The sequence below is a fragment of the Gemmatimonadales bacterium genome, assembly GCA_041390145.1.
GTDB lineage: Bacteria > Gemmatimonadota > Gemmatimonadetes > Gemmatimonadales > GWC2-71-9 > SPDF01.
In genome coordinates this window covers 210,491-224,483 of sequence record JAWKQM010000004.1, presented here as the reverse complement: position 1 = coordinate 224,483, position 13,993 = coordinate 210,491, and the positions used below count along the sequence as shown (strand labels likewise).

Annotated in this window: 15 protein-coding genes; 5 read left to right on the top strand and 10 right to left on the bottom strand. The window is 68.6% G+C overall.

The window, feature by feature from the left end; genetic code table 11:
* Positions 1 to 35: 35 nt before the first annotated feature.
* Both R2910_04540 and R2910_04535 read right to left on the bottom strand, forming a co-directional pair.
* On the bottom strand, positions 36 to 2,813 hold the full coding sequence (locus R2910_04540; GenBank protein MEZ4412237.1) for a TonB-dependent receptor: 2,778 nt from the start codon (positions 2,811 to 2,813) through the stop codon (positions 36 to 38).
* Positions 2,810 to 3,907, bottom strand: coding sequence for a hypothetical protein (locus R2910_04535; protein ID MEZ4412236.1), 1,098 nt, complete (start codon positions 3,905 to 3,907; stop codon positions 2,810 to 2,812). Before R2910_04535 ends, R2910_04540 begins: the two co-directional genes overlap by 4 nt.
* 190 nt (positions 3,908 to 4,097) lie before the next feature.
* Here R2910_04535 and R2910_04530 point away from each other — a divergent pair, with 190 nt between their 5' ends.
* The 5 genes from R2910_04530 to R2910_04510 are packed head-to-tail and all read left to right on the top strand — an operon-like array spanning position 4,098 to position 7,889.
* Positions 4,098 to 4,700: a hypothetical protein gene (locus tag R2910_04530; protein ID MEZ4412235.1), complete on the top strand. Its 603-nt coding sequence runs from the start codon at positions 4,098 to 4,100 to the stop codon at positions 4,698 to 4,700.
* On the top strand, positions 4,693 to 5,073 hold the full coding sequence (locus R2910_04525; protein ID MEZ4412234.1) for a transcriptional regulator: 381 nt from the start codon (positions 4,693 to 4,695) through the stop codon (positions 5,071 to 5,073). Before R2910_04530 ends, R2910_04525 begins: the two co-directional genes overlap by 8 nt.
* Positions 5,066 to 5,794 (top strand): di-trans,poly-cis-decaprenylcistransferase, encoded by a 729-nt coding sequence (locus R2910_04520; protein MEZ4412233.1) that lies wholly within the window; start codon positions 5,066 to 5,068, stop codon positions 5,792 to 5,794. Before R2910_04525 ends, R2910_04520 begins: the two co-directional genes overlap by 8 nt.
* Positions 5,795 to 5,817: 23 nt before the next feature.
* The gene (locus tag R2910_04515; protein MEZ4412232.1) at positions 5,818 to 6,402 is read left to right on the top strand and encodes a hypothetical protein; all 585 of its coding nucleotides are present in this window, start codon (positions 5,818 to 5,820) and stop codon (positions 6,400 to 6,402) included.
* Between the two features lie 5 nt (positions 6,403 to 6,407).
* Positions 6,408 to 7,889, top strand: a complete 1,482-nt coding sequence (locus R2910_04510; GenBank protein MEZ4412231.1) for a DUF4173 domain-containing protein — start codon at positions 6,408 to 6,410, stop codon at positions 7,887 to 7,889.
* Here R2910_04510 and R2910_04505 read toward each other — a convergent pair.
* The 8 genes from R2910_04505 to R2910_04470 are packed head-to-tail and all read right to left on the bottom strand — an operon-like array spanning position 7,846 to position 13,992.
* The gene (locus R2910_04505) at positions 7,846 to 8,670 is read right to left on the bottom strand and encodes a M55 family metallopeptidase (protein MEZ4412230.1); all 825 of its coding nucleotides are present in this window, start codon (positions 8,668 to 8,670) and stop codon (positions 7,846 to 7,848) included. The two genes, R2910_04510 and R2910_04505, sit on opposite strands and share 44 nt — an antisense overlap.
* A gap of 10 nt (positions 8,671 to 8,680) precedes the next feature.
* The gene (locus R2910_04500) at positions 8,681 to 9,016 is read right to left on the bottom strand and encodes a tRNA-binding protein (protein MEZ4412229.1); all 336 of its coding nucleotides are present in this window, start codon (positions 9,014 to 9,016) and stop codon (positions 8,681 to 8,683) included.
* On the bottom strand, positions 9,013 to 9,801 hold the full coding sequence (locus tag R2910_04495) for a PhzF family phenazine biosynthesis protein (protein MEZ4412228.1): 789 nt from the start codon (positions 9,799 to 9,801) through the stop codon (positions 9,013 to 9,015). Before R2910_04495 ends, R2910_04500 begins: the two co-directional genes overlap by 4 nt.
* Before the next feature lie 28 nt (positions 9,802 to 9,829).
* Positions 9,830 to 10,231: a RidA family protein gene (locus R2910_04490; protein MEZ4412227.1), complete on the bottom strand. Its 402-nt coding sequence runs from the start codon at positions 10,229 to 10,231 to the stop codon at positions 9,830 to 9,832.
* Entirely contained in the window at positions 10,231 to 11,208 is a 978-nt protein-coding gene (locus tag R2910_04485) for an ATP-binding cassette domain-containing protein (GenBank protein ID MEZ4412226.1), read from the bottom strand. The genes R2910_04490 and R2910_04485 overlap by 1 nt, the downstream gene beginning before the upstream one ends.
* Positions 11,205 to 12,182 (bottom strand): ABC transporter ATP-binding protein, encoded by a 978-nt coding sequence (locus tag R2910_04480; protein MEZ4412225.1) that lies wholly within the window; start codon positions 12,180 to 12,182, stop codon positions 11,205 to 11,207. The genes R2910_04485 and R2910_04480 overlap by 4 nt, the downstream gene beginning before the upstream one ends.
* On the bottom strand, positions 12,179 to 13,021 hold the full coding sequence (locus tag R2910_04475) for an ABC transporter permease (protein ID MEZ4412224.1): 843 nt from the start codon (positions 13,019 to 13,021) through the stop codon (positions 12,179 to 12,181). Before R2910_04475 ends, R2910_04480 begins: the two co-directional genes overlap by 4 nt.
* The gene (locus tag R2910_04470) at positions 13,018 to 13,992 is read right to left on the bottom strand and encodes an ABC transporter permease (protein MEZ4412223.1); all 975 of its coding nucleotides are present in this window, start codon (positions 13,990 to 13,992) and stop codon (positions 13,018 to 13,020) included. The genes R2910_04475 and R2910_04470 overlap by 4 nt, the downstream gene beginning before the upstream one ends.
* Position 13,993: the final 1 nt, after the last annotated feature.

Sequence of the window (13,993 nt, the reverse complement as noted above, 5' to 3'; positions counted from 1 at the left end):
GAGCGCGTCATCTCCCCGCTTCCCCGCTTCCCCGCCTAAAACGAGACCTCGAGCCCCAGCCGCCAGAGCCGCGGATTCCCGTACTGGAAGACGGGCATGTTGTAGTCCCGCGCCGCACGGACATAGAGCGGCAACAACTCCGCCTGACCCTCGAGGATGCCGTTCGCGTTGAGGTCGGCGTAGGCCCGGTAGCGCGGGGATTCGTACGGGATCGGCTCGGGGTGCGCATTGTAGGCCGCTTCGGCCTGCGCCTGGATGGAGCCCTCGTCCAGGTATGGGGTGCCGGTGTCCTGCCGCACGTACTGGATCGTGCTGGTGTTGAAGACGTTGCGGATATCGAGGTAGATGCTCGCGAAATTGCTGCCGAAGGGGATCGGCTTGCGAATCAGGAGGTCGAGCGTGGTGTACGACGGGAGCCGCATTCCGTTGATGTCGCTGACCAGCGAGTCGCCAGCGGCGTTGGTCAGGGTGAAGGGGAGCCCCGAGGCGAACCGTACGACGAAGGCGGTCTCGAGGGCGCCGAACGGATGGCCGCCGAGCACCGTCGGACCGGCCTGCTGGTTGAGGACCGACTGGAAGACGGCCGTGAGGGCGTGGCGCTGGTCATAGTCCAGCGGATATTCGACCCGCCCGGGGTACACCGTGTCGCCGGTGGCCGGATCGATGCTGGGGAGCTGCTCACGCACGAAGGCGTTCGTCGACGTGGCGTTCGCGCTCTGCAGGACGTATGAGACCTGGAGGCCCCACCCATTGACGATCGGGCGGGTGATGAGGACCTCGAATCCCTTGACGGTGCCGTAGTCGGAGTTCGCAAAGATAGAACTGTCGGGATTGACGCCGAGCGGGACGGAGGAGACCAGCCCGTCGAGCCGCTTGTAGTAGGCACCGAGCCGCAGGGCCAGGTTCGGCTTGGGGAGGAGACGCAGGCTGAATTCGTATTGCGTGGAACTCTCGAACCCCAGGCTGGGATTGCCGCGGCGGTAGCGTCCGGTACGGGTCGAATCGTCGAAGGTGGCGTCGACCAGGAACTGGAGGTCCGGCGGCATGCTGAACTTCCCGTAGCTCGCCACCAGCGTCGCCCCGCTCAGGACGGTCGAGACCGCGAACCGGGGGTTCAGGGAGCTCTGCGAGCCGAGCTGGTCGTTGTTCAGGTCGGCGCCGGGATTGAAGAACTCGTACCGGAGCCCGCCGGTGAAGGCGAGGTCGACGAGCCGGGCCTGCGCCTCGGCATAGACTGAACCGGCGCGCGGGCTGAAGTCCGAGGCGGTGGCGGGAGGGACGCTGTCCCCCACCGGCGCCCACGCGTTGATTCGCTGGAAGGTCTGCACTTGCTGGCTGAGGTACTGCCCGCCCACGAAGAGATCGGAGCTGTGTCCCAGGCCGATGGTGGCGTCGATCTGGGTGCGGAGCTCCTCGAAGTTATTGAAGGCAATCTCGCCCCGTGAGCCGCCCGTCATGAAGAACCCCGGCACGCCCCACGGCGTGTCTGTGCTGTAGCTGGGGTAGGTGAAGCCGGGAACCGCCGCGCGCGCGGCGGCGGTGTCGAGCCGCTCCGCGATGTCCTCACCACGGAAATGAAAGGTCTGCCCGGTAAAGGCGCCGAACTTATAGTCTGGCTGCTCGGTCAGGTCGCCGCGGTGAAAGTTCTTGCCGTACCAGCCTGCGCGCACGTCGAGGATGAGGGGTGTGCCCGCGTCGGGAGATGAGGCGTACTGGTAGTCGGCCGTGAAGAGGCCGCCGGTAATCCGCTGGGCCGGCGCGAACCCGAGATTGTACTTGTAGAGCTGGTCGTACAGCAGCCCCTGCTGGGCGCCATACAGCCCGAACAGGCGAAGGGTCTGCTTCTGGCCGATCGGGATGGCCAGCTTGCCGGCGATGTCGAGCTGCTCCCCGCTGTTGTGCGGGAGCATGGCGACGGCGCTGGAGCGCGGATCGAGGGGGTCGGTCGGGGCGGGGGCGCTGACCGGGTCGTTGTCCAGCCGTCCGGTCGCGTCGACGACGCCGATGAAGGTGATCCCCGCGAAGAGCGGCCCATCGGCCTGGAGGAGAAGGCGGTCGAGGCCGAAGTCGGCGTTCCCGGTGAGGAGGCGGTCCGACTCGTACATGGCGAGGCCACGCCACGTGTCGCCGCCGTCCCTGGTGACGACGTTGACCACCCCTGAAAGTGCCTGCCCATACCTGGCCGAGAAGGCGTTGGTGGTCAGCGAGGCTTCGGTGACCATCGACGTCGGCACCCTGATCCCGAGTGAATTGCTGGAGGCGTCGAGCTGGTTCTTGACTCCCATGCCGTCGAGGACGAAGGACTCCTGGCCGAGGCGGCCGCCGCGGTAACTCTGCCCGACGGCACCGGCGGAGAGGGAGATGGCCTCGGTGACCGAGCTGACCGGAAGGCGGCGCATCTCTTCGCCGGTCGTCTTTTGCTCGGTGGCGGTCGCGAGCGGGTCGAGCACAGGCTCGGATGCCGCCTGGACGTTGATCGTCTCGACGGGAACCGCCGCCGGTTGCATCGTCAGGTTGACGATGGTGGTGCCCCCTCCGCGCACCAGGACACTATCCTTGGCCGCGGGGCTGTAGCCAATGAGCACCGCTTGGATCGTAGAGGTGGCGCTGCGGACCTCGCGGATGCGGTAGCGTCCGGCTGAATCGGTCACATTGCCCCGGCGGCCCCCCTCGATGCTGACGGTCACGTTCGCGAGCGGGGCGCCCGTCTGGCCGTCGCGCACCACGCCGGCGATGGCGCCGTTGGCTTGCGCGGCGAGGGCTGAGGCCGTCATCGTGAGCAGGCTCACGCCCACCAGCAGTGGGCGGGTCATGGCGCTGAGAACAGGTAAAGGTCCGGGTGCACGCTGACCGTGGTGTCGCTGTAGGCGGGGGTGCTGTCAGTCCCTGGAATGTTGGTGATGAGGAGGTCGTACCCTTCGACCACGAGCCGTGATGACCCGGGAGCGGGAGCAAAGGCGGGTCGCCGATACCACATCGGTCGGCTGGAGGTGACAGGGGTCTCGCCTCCGGTGGCGAGGTCGACGGACACCAGGGGGCCAGCGATATCCCGCCCTCCGACGACCGCCGCGAGTTGCCCGCCGCGCACGGTGATGTCACGCGGTACCCCGAGCGCGCCGAAGTCGTGGACCACACTGGGCTGCGGATTCTGGAGCGCCATGCGAAGCACCCTGGTATCGCCGGCCAGCGTGAAGTAGACAGTGTCGCGCGTGGGGGCGAGGTCGAGGGAGGTGGCACCAGACGTGCCCAGGACGGTCTGAAAGCTGGCCTGGTTCTGGCCGACGAGGTCCATCTTCACGATGGCGAGTCCGGTCACCACGGTATCGGGCTTGCAACTGGCGCAGGCGCGTGGATAGTCGACTGACTCAGCGAGCAAGAGCAGGCTGTTGGTGCCCAGCCACCGAACATCGGCGACGCTGGCGACCGTGGCCAGCCCCGGGATGGCGAACGGCAGGGACTGAACCTGGCTGCCCGAGAGGGGATCGGTGGTCGGGCCGATGTAGATGCCCGATTGGTCCGGGGCCACGGAGCCGGGTCGGGACGAGCCGCGGATGTAGAGCATCCGGCCCTCGACGGACGGGGACGGGACGTCGAAGAGGTCGGTCGAATCGATCGCCGCGGGATTGGGGTTGCAGATATTCCGGAGGTTCCGGCCGCCAGTCCCTGGCATCTCGGCGATGCAGCGGTCGAGATCGGGATCTCCGAAGCGTTCCCAGGCGTAGAAGAAGGAACCGCCGTCCGGCGCCCAGTACGGGCGCAGGTCCCGGCCGACATTGTAGGTGAGCTGGACCGGCGAGCCCGGGAGGAACGGGGTGTCGCTCCCGGTGTCAGGTGTCTCGAATGGCTGCTCATGGCTGCACGCGGTCGTGGCCAGTGCTGCGCAAAGCAGAATGCGCCGGATTCGCATCGACACCTGGGGCTGCTGGGTGAAGGGGGGTGGAAAGTTGTCCCGCGGATCCCGGGGCCGCTAGTCTGGCGCCGAGAGCCGTCCGGACAACGGCGGGGGACGACTGGGGAGCTGGAGGATGCACAGTGGGTGTAGCTTTGTAATACAAAGTACTTGACGACATGATGACTCTGTGCTAGACTGTCCCACCATGCCTGATCAACCTGCCGCGCCCCGCGCCGGCACGGACCTCGGTGACCGAGCCCGCGAGAACCTCTCCTTCATCCGAAACACGATGGAGCGCGCCACCGCGTTCACCGGCGTACCGGGGTGGGGCGGGGTCTGGATGGGGGCCACCGCGCTCGTCGCGGCTGGCATCGCGGGCGAGGCCTCGTCCGCACGGGCCTGGCTTGGCGTCTGGCTTGGGGAGGGGGTGCTCGCCTTCCTCATCGGCGCCTGGTCCCTTGGCAGGAAGTCGCGCCGGCTGCAGGGGTCGGTGCTGGCCCGACCTGCGCGGCAGTTCCTCCTGAGCTTTGCGCCGCCGGTGGTGGTGGGCGCCCTTCTGACCGCCGCCCTCCTGGGCGCGGGCAAACCCGAACTCCTGCCCGGCGTCTGGCTCCTCCTCTACGGTGCCGGTGTCGTAACGGGTGGAGCCTTCTCGGTGCGTGCCGTCCCGCTCATGGGTCTGGTGCTCATGGGCGTCGGCGCCGTGGCCCTCTTCTGGCCGGCGTGGGGCGACGTCGGCATGGCGGCCGGATTCGGCGTCGTCCAGATCGGATTCGGTTGGTACATCGCCAGGCGGCACGGTGGCTAAGTCCTCCTCGGCACGCAAGGCCCACTCAGCGGCCGATGCCTCGGGCCGCCTGAACGCGGTCGACGGCCACGGGAACGCCGCGACGGATCTCGACCACCTGATTCACGAGCGGAAGCGACTGGCCATCGTCAGCGCGCTTGCCGGACATGAGTGGCTCTCGTTCACCGAACTCAAGGCGCTCATCGACACCTCCGACGGCAACCTCAGCGTCCATGCGCGAAAACTGGAGGATGCAGGATACCTCGAGTGCCGGAAGGGCTTCGCCGGGCGGGTGCCCCGGACGGACTTTCGGCTGACCCCTCGTGGCCGCCGGGCGCTGACCACCTACCTCGATCACATGGAAGCTCTCATCCAGCGGACGCGCGATGCCTGACTCAGTCCCTGCTGCTCCACCCGGGCTCCACCTCGCCGTCATTCTCGACGGAAACGGTCGCTGGGCCACGCAGCGGGGGCTTCCCCGTGCAGCGGGCCACCAGGCGGGAGCGGGGGCGGTCCGCCGCCTCGTGGAGGCGGCCCCCGCCGCGGGCGTCGGCACCCTGACGCTCTACGCCTTCTCGTCCGACAATTGGACCCGTCCCGAGCGCGAAGTGCGCTGGCTGCTCCGGCTCTTCCGTGAACACCTGCGGCGGGAAACGGCGCGTTGCGTTGCGGAGGGCATCCGACTGTCGGTCATCGGCCGGCGCGACCGTCTGCCGCTGCCGCTCCTCACTGCCATCGACGCGGCAGAGGAGGCCACCCGGCGCGGCTGCCGTCTCCACCTGCGCGTCGCCGTGGATTACTCAGGGCGTGATGCCATCGTGGCCGCCGCCGTCGCCCTGGCGGACCAGGTACTGCCGAGCCGGGAGGCGTTCGACCGTGCGGTCACGGATGCGGGCCGGGGAGGCCCGGAGGTACCCCCTGTCGATCTCCTGATCCGGACCGGCGGTGAACAGCGGCTGAGCGACTTCCTCCTCTGGGAATCGGCCTATGCCGAGCTGTACTTCAGCGACACCATGTGGCCGGACTTCGGCGAGCATGACCTGCACCTGGCCCTGATCGAGTTTCGCGCACGCAGTCGACGCTTTGGCGGCCTGCCGCTCAGCGCCGCCATCTGACCATTCCCCCGGAGGTTGCACCGATGCTCGCCCATTTTCTCGGAGTCCTGGCCCTCATTGGCTCCGCGCTGCTGCTGGTCTTCGGCCTGGGGGTCACCGCCTTTGGGCTGGCCCGGGGCGATCGCCGGCTCGCACGCCGCGCCGCGCTGGGTACCGGCGGGCTGGTGGTCGTCTACCTCCTCGGCGTCGTACTCTCGGGCGCCCTGGCGCCGCGGCGGGTCCTCCCGATCGGCGAGGAACTCTCCTTCTGCGGGTTCGATTGCCACCTCCACATCTCGGTCACGCAGGTGGACATGGAGGAGGACCGGATTGGGTTGGTCGTGCAGGCGCGAAGTGACGCGAAGGCGGAGCCGGAGTACCCCAAATCCCTCCAGTTCCGGCTCGTTGGGCGGACCGGTATTGCGCTGGCACCCTATCAGGAGGGGAAGACCTTCCTCGAGCCGATTGCCGCGGGCCAATCAACTGTGGATACCGTGACCTTCACGGCCCCTCCAGAGGATTCTCCCTACACGCTGCGGGTCATCTACCCGGACCTGCCTGAGGCGCTCCTCCTCGGGCCGGCGAACAGTAGGGCGGTCGGGAAGACCACCCTCGGACTCGGCGAGTGACAACCATGCACGGACGCACGCAGCGGGCGCTGGCCCTTCTCCTCGTCGGTCTAGTGCTTGGCGTGGCGGGAGAGGTACTGCAGCGTTGGGTGCCGGACCGGCTGAACCTCGTCCTCTGGTTCACTGCCACATTGCTCGGTGCCACCGCGCTGATTCGCACCGGCGCCCTCACGGCGCTGCCTCCGGCGCGCTGGCTCGCCGTCGCCGCGTGGGTGACGATCCCATGCTTGATCTGGCGTGACTCGCCCGCGCTCTTCGGGCTCAACCTGCTCTGGCTCGGTGTCTTGTTCGTGGTCGTCGTGGCGACCAGCCAACTGCGCGCCCTGAACCGCATTCCGGTCTCCGCGCTGCTACGCAGCGCATTCTGGGCCGTCGGCGGCGTGATCGTCGGTCCGCTGCCTGCGCTCGTCCACGACATCAGCTGGAACGAACTGCCGGTGGCCGGCAAGACGCGGCGCCTCGCCTCGGTCGGGGTCGGATTCGTCGCCGCTGTCCCGGTCCTGGTCGTCTTTGGGGGGCTCCTTGGCTCCGCCGATCCGCTCTTCGCCAAGACGGTGTCGCAGGCGCTGTCGATCGATCTCTGGCCCGAGGTGCAACAATTCGTGCGGATCGGGGTCATTGCCTGGATCGGTACCGGTATCCTGCGGACGGGCTTCTGGCTGGAGGGGCGCCGTCCCGAACGGGCGATGGCTCGTCCCGAGCTCCCGCCGACCATCCTGTACACCTTCGTCGCCGCGATCGGCGGGCTGCTGGCCGTCTTCGTCGGTTTTCAGGCGGGGGAGTTCTTCCTGTCGGCGCAGGCCTTTCAGGCAACCATGGGAATGACGGTCTCGGAGTACGCGCGCAAGGGCTTCTTCGAGCTCGTCTGGGTGGCGGCGCTCTCGCTTCCGCTGTTGCACTTCGCCGACTGGTGTGTCAGCCGGCGGGAACCGGCGGCGGTGACCCGCTTCCATCGGCTGACGCTGGCCGTGATCGTTCTGCTGGCGCTCATCCTGGCCAGCGCTTTCTATCGCATGGTGCTGTACGGCTCGCTGTACGGTCTGACCGAACTGCGGTTCTACACGATCGCCTTCATGCTCTGGCTTGCGGGAGTGTTCGGGTGGTTCGGGATGACGGTGCTCCGTGGCCGCCGGTCGCGGTTCGTCCCCGGGACGCTGGCCGGAGCCTTCGCGGTGCTGCTGACGCTGAACGTCATCAATCCCGATGCCCTGATCGCGACGGTGAACCTGGATCGTGCGCACGCCGGCGCGGCGCTTGACCGGACGTACCTGGTGCAACTGAGTGCGGATGCGGTGCCGACCATGCTCAGGGCGGTCCCTGGCATGTCGGCGGAAGATCGCTGCCTCGTGATGCAGGGCTTGCAGCGCCGGTGGGGGCAGGACTCGAAGGCGGGCAGGGAATGGAACCTCTCTCGGCGTTCGGCCGCGCGCGAGCTGACTGGGGTCAGGGCACCGATGCCAGGTTGTAGAGCGCACGAAACGCGCTGAACGCCTCGGCGTAGTCGTCGTGCGTCACGCGCAGCGTCCTGGCACCGAGCCGCTCGCTCCCGGGGACCAGTTCGGCCATATCGGCGTGATGACTTGAGCAGAATTCCACCTCAATCGTGGCCGGCGACGAAACCGTCCACGGCGTCGGCGGCGCGCTGACCGCCGCCGTCACCCCGTCGCGAATGCGCCGTCGTGCTTCCTCGGGGGCCAGCGACCGGGCGCCGTGCCGGGCCACGGCGTGCTTCACCACCACCGCCCGCGTGCCCTCTCCAAGAAGCGCCGTGCACTCGGCAGCGAGCGCCTGATCGCCCGACACGAGCGCCACTGGCACACCGAATCTCCCCGCCAGCGCCGCGTTCAATCCGAGTTCACCGACTTCCTGTCCATTGATCGTCACCCGGAAAATCTTGTCGGTATAGGTGTGATCGAGGATCGCCCGCGCCGTTCCGGCCCGGGCGTGATAGCCAATGAAGCAGGCGGCGTCGAACCCCTCCTCGATGCCTTCGAGCATCGAGCGGGGCTTGGTCGACCCGCTCACCAGTTCAGCCGCCGGATGCAACTCCTCGGCGAGCAGGTTCCGCATCAGCCAGTGGCTGTCGTTGACCACGACCCGCGTGGCGCCTGCCGCCAGCGCCCCCTCGATGGCGGCGTTCGCCTCCCCGGTCATGATCCGGCGAAAGCGGCCATACTCGCCGGCGCAATTCGGGTCGATCGGGTTGGTCTGATCCTCGTGTACCACCCCCGCCACCCCTTCCATGTCCACCGACAGGTAAATCCGCATCGTTACTCCCTCAGTAGACCCGGCCGCCGAGCGGCACGGTCCGTTCCGGCTGCAGCAACACCACCTGGCCCTCCTCGTTGGGCAGGCCAAGCACCAGGACCTCGGAGACGAACCCGGCGATGCGCCGGGATCCGAGGTTCACCGCGGCGACCACCTGCCGCCCGACAAGTTCCTCGGCCGTGTAGACCTCGGTGAGCTGGGCACTCGAGGTGCGTTGGCCTAGGTCGCCAAAGTCGATCCAGAGGCGGTAGGACGGTTTGCGCGCGCCGGTATTGGGTTCCGCCCGGGTGATTCGTCCCACTCGAAGGTCGAGGATGCCGAAGGCGTCGACCGCTGCCTCGCTCACAGCAGCTCTCCGCGCGACACCGTGACGGCCTTGCCCCCGAGCTGCACCCGGCTTCCCCGGACCTCCACCCGCACCTCTCCGCCGCGAGGCGAGGCCTGGTAGGCAAGGAAGGATGACCGTTCCAGCCGCTCCTGCCAGTACGGGCCCATGACGCAGTGTGCCGAGCCGGTCACCGGATCCTCGTTGATACCGACGGCAGGGCCGAAGAAGCGGGAAACAAAATCGTACTTCCCGTTGTCGCCGACGGCGGTCACGATCACGCCGCGGGCGTTCACCACGCGCAGCGCGCGAAAGTCCGGCTCGAGCGCGCGCACCTCGGCCTCCGTGGCCACTTCGATCAGGTAGTCGTACGCCGACTTGGTCACGGCCACCGGGGTGCAGCCGAGGGCGGCAGCCATGCCGGCCGGCGCGGGGGCGGGGACCGCGGGTGTTGCCGGGAAATCGAGCTCGATCCAGCCGTCGCGCTGGGTGGCGGTCAGGAGACCGCTCTGGGTGTGAAAACGGGCGACCGCGTCTGGCTTGAGGTGGCGTTCCGACCAGAGAAAGTGTGCGCTCGCCAGGGTGGCGTGTCCGCAGAGCTCCACCTCCACCTCGGGGGTGAACCAGCGGAGGCTGAACCCGTCGTCGCGGGGGAGAAGGAAGGCGGTCTCGGAGAGGTTCATCTCCTGCGCCACCGACTGCATCCAGGCGTCATCCATTTCCTGTTCGAGCAGGCAGACGGCCGCCGGGTTGCCGGCAAAGGGGCGGTCGGTGAAGGCGTCGATATGATGGAGCGCGAGGGGCATGGTCGGGTATCCAGGAGGGAGGGCGGGGTCAGTCGTCGGCGGCGGACCCATCGAGGCAGGCGTCGGCCTCGATCTCGACGAGCATGCGGGGGTCGATGAGTCGGCTCACCTCCACCATGCTGGTGGCGGGCCGGATGTCACCGAAGCGCTCGCCATGCGCCCGGCCGACGGCCTCCCACTGGTCAATGTCGGTGACGTACATCCGGGTGCGGACCACATCTGCCATCGTGGCGCCGGCCTGCCGCAGCGCGCGCTCGATGTTGTCGAGGGTCTGGATTGCCTGTGCGTAGGCGTCGCCCTCGCCGACGATGCCGCCCTGGCCGTCCGTGGCGGTGGTTCCCGACACATGCACCCAGCGTCCGATGCGGACCGCACGGGAATAGCCGACAATCGGTTCCCACTGGGTGCCACTCGAGACCCGGCTCCGCATCAGCGGCGCTCCTCTGCGTGGTGGCAGGCGACCTCGATTCCACCGAGCTGGTGCAGCAGCGGCCGCTCGGTGGTGCACCGCGCATCTTTCGCAGGATGCGGACAGCGCGGGTGGAAGGCGCAGCCGGACGGCGGGTTGGAGGGGCTGGGTGGATCGCCGGGCAGGACAATGCGCAGCCGCTGCGTATCGGGATCGGGTACGGGCACCGCGGAAAGCAGCGCCTTGGTGTACGGATGGGCAGGATGGGCGAGCACCTCCTCGGTCGGGCCGGTCTCCACGATGCGGCCGAGGTACATCACCGCCACCCGGTGGGCAATCTGGCGGACCACTGCCAGGTCGTGCGCGATGAAGAGGTAGGAGATGCCGCGCCGCGCCTGCAGGTCGGCCAGGAGGTTCAGCACCTGCGCCTGGACCGACACGTCGAGCGCCGACACCGGCTCGTCGCAGACGATGAAGGCGGGTTCTACCGCGAGCGCCCGGGCGATGCCAACGCGCTGGCGCTGGCCGCCGGAGAACTCGTGCGGATAGCGCGTCGCGTAGCCGGGGTCCAGCCCGACTTCTTCGAGAAGCTGCGCCACTCGGCCCCCGATCTCTGCGCGCGGCGCGAGCCGGTGGATCTCGATCCCCTCCGCAATCGCGTCGCCGACGGTCATGCGCGGGTTGAGCGAACTGTAGGGGTCCTGGAAGATGATCTGGAGCTTGCGCCGGGCCTGCCGGAGGGAGGCCGAATCGAGCGCGAGGAAATCGCTCCCGTCGAAGGAGACCGACCCGGCGGTGGCGTCCTGCAGCCTGAGGATCGTCCGGCCCACGGTGGACTTGCCACAGCCGGACTCGCCGACGAGCCCGAGGGTTTCCCCCTTGCCCACTGAGAACGATACGCCATCCACCGCGCGCACCGGTGGCGATTTCCGCGCGAGGAACCCGGTGGCCTTGTAGTGCTTGACCAGGTCGCGCACTTCGAGGAGCGGGGCGCTCATGGCTGCCCCGCTTCCGCCAGCCAGCAGCGCATCTGGTGGTGTGGTCCGACGGGAAGTGCTGGCGGATCGTCGGTGGCGCAGCGGGGGAGCACGGCGGGACACCGGGGGTGGAAACGACAGCCGGCGGGCCACGCGGTGGGGGGCGGCACGGTACCGGCGATGGGCGTCAACCGTGTGACGGCGCCGGTGATGCGTGGCACCGAGGCCAGGAGCCCCTTCGTGTAGGGATGCGAGGGCCGCGCGAAGAGCGCTGCCGTCGGTGCCTCCTCCACCAGCCGCCCGGCGTACATCACGGCCACGCGGTCGGCCCGCCCCGCCACGATGCCGAGGTCGTGGGTGATGAGCAGCACCGCCATGCCGCGCTTGGCCCGCAGTCCGTCGAGCAGCTCGAGGATTTGCGCCTGTACGGTCACGTCGAGTGCCGTGGTCGGCTCGTCGGCAATCAGGAGCTCGGGCTCCGAGGCGAGGGCGATGGCGATCATCACCCGCTGGCGCATGCCACCACTCATCTGGTGCGGATAGTTGTCGAGCCGCTCCACGGGGTCGGGAATCCCGACTTCCTGCAGCAGTTCGAGCGCTCGGTCCCGCGCAGCGCGCTTGGACACCTTCTGGTGGGCCCGCACGCTCTCGCTGATCTGATCGGCCACGGTGAACACAGGATTGAGGCTCGTCATCGGGTCCTGGAAGATCATCCCGATGCGGCGGCCCCTGATGCCGCGGAGCTCCGAGTCCTTCAGCGCGAGCACGTCGGTGCCGCCGAGCCGGATGGCGCTGCCCGGAAGGATCTGACCGGGGGGAGGGACGAGCCGGAGAAGGGCCAGCGACGTCAGGCTCTTGCCGCAGCCTGATTCGCCGACCACGGCGAGCAGCTCGCCCTTCGAAAGCGAGAAGCTCACGCCGTCCACCGGGTGCGAGGTGGCGCCCGACGTCGGGAAGGCGATACGCAGGTCCTCAACTTCGAGCAATGGGCTCATGCGCTCCGCGGGTCGAGGGCGCCGCGCAACGCGTCGCCGATGAGATTGACGGCCAGGACGGTGATGACGATGGCCAGCCCGGGGAAGATGCTGGCCCAGGGGGCGGTCGTCAGGAGCGAGCGGGCGTCGAGGATCATCCCGCCCCACGAGGGAGTCGGTGGGCGCACGCCCACGCCGAGGAACGAGAGTCCCGCCTCAAGCAGAATGACGTCGCCCACGCCGAGGGTGGCGGCCACGAGCAGGGGGCCGGCCACGTTCGGCAACAGGTGATGCAAGATAATCCGGCCCGGCCCCGCGCCGAGTGCCCGGGCGGCGGAGACGAACTCCGCCTCCCGCAGGCGCAGCACCTCGCCGCGAACGATGCGGCTGGTCCCGAACCAGCCGGTGCCTCCGAGCACCAGCACGAGCGCGCCGAGCGGCATCTGTTCCCAGACGGCCACCAGGAGAAGGAGGAGGAAGAGTCGGGGGATGGCAAGTGCGCCGTCCACGAGGCGCATCAATGCCCCATCGAGCCATCCACCGTAGAAACCGGCGAGGCCGCCGACCAGCGCCCCGAGCACGATCGCGAGTGCCACGGCGAGCGCCGAGATGGAGAGCGAAATGCGCCCGCCGGTGATGACCCGTGAGAGGATGTCACGATTCAGTTGATCCGTGCCAAAGGGATGGCCCGCGCCGGGCGCGAGGGCGCCAGCCATCAGGTCCGGCATGGCATTCGGGTCGGGGAGGAGCCAGGGGCCGATGAGCACGAATGCCGTCAATACCGCGAGGATGAGCAGGCCGATCCGTCCTGACGGATTGGCTACGGTGCGCGAGAGAAGCCGCCAAAGCGAGCCGGTCATGCGCGGCGCACCCGGGGATCGAGGGCGTAGTAGCCAATGTCGGCCAGGATCCCGCCGAGGAGCACCAGGGCGGAGACCAGCATGGCGGTGCCGAGGATGACCGGGTAGTCGCGGGCCCCCACGGCATTGGCCGCGAGTGAGCCGAGTCCGGGCCAGTTGAACACCTGCTCCACGAAGACCGAGCCGGAAACGAGCATCGGCAGCCAGAGACCGAGCAGTCCGATCACCGGAAAGAGCGCGTTGCGCCAGGCGTGGCGCCACAGCACCTGCCGCTCGGGGAGGCCGCGGGCGCGGGCGGCGAGGACAAAGTCGAGCCGCAACACCTCCAGGAGCGCGGTGCGCTGGTAGCGCATCACCGCGGCCAGGCTGACCGCCGTCAGCGTGACCGCCGGCAGGATCAGGTGGCGGAGCACGTCCCCGGTGTTGGCGAGCCATCCGCTCTCGGGCCCGAGGAGGGGGTCTTGCATCTGCGCGACAGGCAGGAGTTGATGCCGGATGCCGAAATACCAGGCGAGCACCAGGCCGAGCCAGAAAGAGGGCATCGCGTAGAGTGCCAGCGAGGCGCGGGTCAGCCAACGGTCGGTGGCCTTGCCGCGCCGGACCGCCTGGGTCACGCCGAGGACGATGCCGATCCCGAAGGTCATCAGCAGCACGGTGGTCCCCAGGAGCAGGGAGGCCGGCAGGCGGGTGGCGAGGAGCGTCGAGACGCGAGTTGGGTAGTGTTCGATGGACACGCCGAGGTCGCCGCTGAGGGCGCTGGCCACGAATGTCCTGAACTGGGTGGCAATCGGCTGGTCGATACCGAACCGGCGGCGCAGTTCGGCGATTTCCTGCGCGGAAACCTGGCGGTCGCCGGTGAGCCGCTCCAGGGGGTCGCCCGGGGTCAGGCGCATCAGCACGAAGAGGAGCACCGTGACCACCAGGAAGGTGAGCACGGCCTGCGCGAGGCGCCGGAGGAGCCAGCGGGTCACG